We start from the raw sequence: 4,819 nt of genomic DNA, 5'->3' as shown, positions 1-4,819 counted from the left end.
GAAGTCCGCGCCCTCGGTAAGCTCGCGCTGCACCCGCTGGATGGTTTCCAGCGCCGCCTGCCGCGCCGAGTCCGACGGCATGGGCCGCACGATCACCTGCTGGTAGGTGATGGAGGCCGGACGCACGCCGAAGCGCTCGCGGTTGGCCGCAAAGAAGGCGGAGATCTCCGCCTCGCTCACGGCCACGGGCGCCATCTGCCCCATGCGCTTGCGCACATAGCGCTGCGTCACCGTCTGGTCGCGGAACTGGGCGGCCAACTCGGTGCGGTACGCCTCGATGGTGCGCCCCGACTGCCCGAGCGCCTCCTGAAAGGCGGCCTCGGAGGGAAAGCGCTGGCGTACCTGGCGCTCCTGGTCGGCCACGGCGGCCTGCACCTCGGCGTCGCTCACCGCGGTGCCGTCGGCGCGCGCGGCCTCCAGCAGAAGCAGGTCGTTGATGCGCTCGTCCAGGATCTGCTGAATCACCCGCTGCAGCCCTTCCGGGTCTTCCGGAACGGGCGTGCCCGACGCGCGAAGCTGCTCCAGCGCCAGCTGCAGGTCGGAGCGAAGGAGGATGGTGTCGCCCACCACGGCCAGCACGCCGTCCCAGAGCTCTTCGCCGGGCTGGGGAGTGGGCGCCGTCTGCGCCGCGGCGGGAACGGCGGCCAGCAGAGCGGCCAACAGGGCAATGCGAGTGCGCATCGGTTGCTTCGGGGACGGTAACGAGAAAGGCCGGCCGGGGCCGGCGGAAAACGCGGCCGGGAACCCCGTGGGGTGCACCGGCCGCGTGCTTATATCCTGTTTACCCGCCTGGGGTTCCCCCGCGCCGGGCGGGCGCGGGGAGAACCGCTCAGCGCTGCTGGCCCTGCGGGGCGGCGGGGCGCGGCGCGGCGCCAGGCGCGGCCTGCGGCTGCGCGGCCGGGTCCTGCTGCGGCTGCGGCTGCGCGCGGGGCGAAACGCCCGGAGGCATGGGCGGGCCCTGCGGCTGCCCGCCGGGCATGCCGCCCTGCTGGCCCTGCTGCGGCTGCGACGCGCGGATCACCTTCATCTGGTCCACCACGCGCTGGAACGACTCGGTGTTCACGTCCGCGCCGTACGAGTTGCGCAGCGCAAAGCCCAGCTTGCCCAGCGGGGGCAGCTGGCGCTGGCCGCCCACGGCCTGCTCCATCAGCTGGCGCACGGCTTCCTGAATGGCGCCCCGGCCGGCCTTGCCCTTGGGAAAGCGGCGGTTGGCCAGCCCCGACGCTTCCAGCACCTGGCGAATGCCCAGGCGGGTGCCGGTGCGGATGCTGTCCACCGCGGCGGCCGAGAGCTTGAAGTTCTTCTTCTGCGCGTCGGCGTACAGGTACTCCTTGAGAGCCTCGTTCTCCACGAAGCCCACCAGGTCCGCCTCGGGGGCGGTCTTGATCTGCTCGCGCTGGCCCGCGGGCACGCCCTGCAGCAGCGCCGCCATTTCGCCGGCCGTCACTTCACCGCCCTGGTAGCTGGCCAGCGCGCGGTTGGCCGCGCGTCCGCGAAGCTCCAGGTTTTCCTGCGCGCCCAGCTCGCGCAGCGCCTGCACCGCGGTGGGCTGCATGGTGACCTTGGCCACCTTCTTCATGCTGTCCACGTAGGCGCCCACGGCGCGCTGGCGCGCGGTGGACAGCAGCTGCTGGCGGAACGCCTCGCGGTTCTCGCCCAGCGGCTGCTGGCGGCGGTCTTCGACCTTGATGACGTGGTAGCCGAACGGCGTTTCCACCACCGGGCTCACCTGGCCGGGCTGCAGCTTGAAGGCCGCTTCCTCGAACTGGGGCACCATGCGGCCGCGGCCGAACCAGTCCAGGTCGCCGCCGCGCTCCTTGCCGCCGGGCTCCTCGGTGAACTCGCGGGCCAGCGCCGCAAAGTCCTCACCGGCCGCCGCGCGGGCGCGCACCTGCTCGGCCTTGGCCTTGAGCGCCTGGCGCTGGGCGGGGGTCGCTTCCGGCGCGGGGCGGAACAGCACGTGGCGGGCGCGGATCTCCGCGCCGGGGCCCTCGGTGTTCCACATCTGCTCCAGGCGCTGGTCGTTGATCACCGTGTCGGGGCGCACCTGGCTTTCCAGGTATCGGAACACCGTCTGGTCACGGGTTTCTTCCTTCACGAACTCGTCCAGGTCCAGCACCTTGAGGCTGGTGTCCTCGGCGGCCGCGGTGGCCAGCAGCGAATAATCCACCCACAGGTCGGCGAGCGCGCGCACAACCTGCGGGTCGGCGGGAATCTGCGGATTGGCGGCCAGGATCTGCGCCGCGTCTTCCACGCGCAGCTCCGTGCCGGCGGCCTTGGCCACCACGTCGGTGTGGGACGTCATGGCGCCACCCATTCCGCACGCCGCGACGGCGAGCGGGGCGGCCATGAACGCCCAGCGGGACAACTTCATTCGTGTTCTCCGGACCGGGGTTGGATTGTGAGTTCTCGCCGAAGGGCCCCGGGCCCGCCGGCACTCGGAAAGTGCGTCAGTGCGTCAGTGCTGAGTGCGTCAGTCAGTGCTGAGTGCTGAGTAACTTCACGCACTCCGCACTCCGCACTATTTCGCCGGATCCGCCAGCGCCCGCAGGGCGGACACCAGCGTGCCCAGGATCGGCTCCGTGCCGTGCCGCGTCAGCGTGAGCGACAGGGGAAGCGGGCGGCGTACCTCCACCGCGAACTGCCACGCCTGCAGCGCCCGCTGCAGCGACGCCATGCGCGGCACCACGCCCTTGCGAAAGTTCAGGCGCACGTCCCACGGGCGAACAAGGAGGCGCTCCACCCCCAGCGCGCCGCCCAGCAGGCGCAGCGAGGCGGTGCCCAGCAGCGTCTCTACCTCTTCCGGCAGCGGGCCGTAGCGGTCGCGCAGCTCGCGGCGCACCGCCTCGATCCCCTCCAGCGTGGTTTCCCGGCTCAGGCGGCGGTAGAAGCCCAGCTTCTGGGCCTCGTCGGGAATGTACGTGTCGGGGATGAGCGCCGTGCCGTCCACCGAAACGTCGGCCAGCGGGGCGGGGCCGTCGGTGCCCGCGCCGCGGATCTGGCGGATCGTATCCTCCAGCAGCCGCAGGTACGTGTCCAGCCCCACGGCGTGCACAAAGCCGGACTGCTGCTGGCCCAGGATGTTACCCGCGCCGCGCAGCTCAAGGTCCTTGAGCGCGATGCGGTATCCGCTCCCCAGCTCCGTGTAGTGCTCCAGCACCCGCAGCCGCTTCTCGGCGTCTTCCTCGATCTCGTCCGGAACCAGGAGATAGCAGTACGCGCGGTGGTGGCTGCGCCCCACGCGGCCGCGGATCTGGTACAGCTGGCTCAGGCCAAAGTGGTCGGCGCGGTTCACGATCAGCGTGTTGGCGCGGGGCACGTCCAGCCCGGCCTCCACGATCGCCGTCGCCACCAGGATGTCGGCGTCGCCTTCCAGAAAGGAGGTCATCACCTCCTCCAGCTCCTTTTCGCGCATCTGCCCGTGCGCCACGCCGATGCGCGCGTCGGGCACCATCCCCTGCACCTTCTGCGCGACGGCGCCGATCGTTTCCACCCGGTTGTGGACAAAGAACACCTGGCCGCCCCGGTCCAGCTCGCGCCGGATCGCGTCTTCCAGAATGGCGTCCGTCCACGGGAGCACGTGGGTGATCACGGGCTGCCGGTCGCGCGGGGGCGTCTGGATGAGCGTCATGTCGCGCAGCCCCAGCAGCGAAAAGTGCAGCGTGCGGGGGATGGGGGTGGCGGTGAGCGTCAGCACGTCCACGCTGCGGCGCAGCTGCTTGAGCATCTCCTTGTGCTTCACCCCGAAGCGCTGCTCCTCGTCGATCACCATCAGCCCCAGGTCGCGGAACTTGACGTCCGGCGAAAGGAGGCGGTGGGTGCCCACCAGGATGTCCACGTCGCCCTGCTCCAGCCGCTTGAGCACCGACGACTGCTCCTTGGCGGTGCGAAAGCGCGACAGCGCCTCGATCTTGACGGGAAAGTCGGCCAGGCGCTCGCTGAAGGTGTGCAGGTGCTGCTCGGCCAGAATGGTGGTGGGAACCAGCACCGCCACCTGCTTGCCGTCCTGCACGGCCTTGAAGGCGGCGCGGATGGCGATCTCCGTCTTGCCGTACCCCACGTCGCCGCAGATCAGGCGGTCCATGGGGCGGGGCGACTCCATGTCGCGCTTGACGTCTTCCGTGGCCTGGCGCTGGTCCGGCGTGTCCTCGAACAGAAAGGCGCTTTCCATCTCCCGCTGCCAGCGCGTGTCGGCGCTGAACGAGTAGCCCTGCTCGGCCTGGCGGCTGGCGTACAGCTCCAGCAGCTCGGCCGTCATCTCCTGGATGGCCTTCTGCGTCTTGCCCTTGGCCCGCGACCACTCCCGCCCGCCGATGCGGTGCACCTTGGGCGGCGCCGCCTCGTCGTCGTCGGAGACCCACCGCTCGATGAGGTCCACCCGGTGCACGGGCACGCGCAGCAGCTCGCCGCCCGCGTACTCGATCACCAGCGTTTCGAACTCCTCCTCGCCCAGGCGGACGCGCTCCATCCGCCGGAACTGCCCCACGCCGTGGTCCATGTGGACCACGTAGTCGCCCGGCTTGAGCGCGGCCACGCTTTCCAGCGCCGCCCCGCCCCGGAACCGCCGGCGCCGGCGCACGCGGCGCGAGCGGCGGAAGATCTCGTGGTCGGTGAGCAGGCGAAGGGTGGGCTCCGCGTCGGCCAGCACGAAGCCGCCGGAGATGGAGCCGATCCCCAGCTCCACGTGCCGCGCGATCCGCAGCTCGTCCAGCAGCTCCTGCAGGCGCTCCAGCTGCCCCTGGTTGTCGCACAGGATCAGCGTCTGCTCGCCGCGCGCCGCGGCCCCGCGCAGCACGTCGCCCAGCCGGCCCATGTCGCG

The 4,819-nt window shown here is 71.1% G+C and carries 3 protein-coding genes; all 3 read right to left on the bottom strand.

Annotated features, from left to right (window positions below; translation table 11 throughout):
• Positions 1-681, bottom strand: a 681-nt coding sequence (locus VF665_RS11780) for a SurA N-terminal domain-containing protein (RefSeq protein WP_331053633.1), incomplete at its 3' end; no start/stop codon positions are given.
• A gap of 148 nt (positions 682-829) precedes the next feature.
• On the bottom strand, positions 830-2,374 hold the full coding sequence (locus VF665_RS11775; RefSeq protein WP_331053632.1) for a peptidylprolyl isomerase: 1,545 nt from the start codon (positions 2,372-2,374) through the stop codon (positions 830-832).
• A 147-nt stretch (positions 2,375-2,521) separates the two neighbouring features.
• A partial coding sequence (mfd, locus tag VF665_RS11770; RefSeq protein ID WP_331053631.1) for a transcription-repair coupling factor occupies positions 2,522-4,819 on the bottom strand: 2,298 nt, incomplete at its 5' end.

It is taken from the genome of Longimicrobium sp. (assembly GCF_036387355.1).
Lineage (GTDB): Bacteria > Gemmatimonadota > Gemmatimonadetes > Longimicrobiales > Longimicrobiaceae > Longimicrobium.
Note: the sequence above shows the minus strand (reverse complement) of the source record. Positions and strands in the feature narration are given on the sequence as shown.

Coding starts and splice junctions, on each gene's coding strand:
- VF665_RS11775 (WP_331053632.1), bottom strand. CDS start 2,374: ATGAAGTTGTCCCGCTGGGCGTTCATGGCCGCCCCGCTCGCCGTCGCG.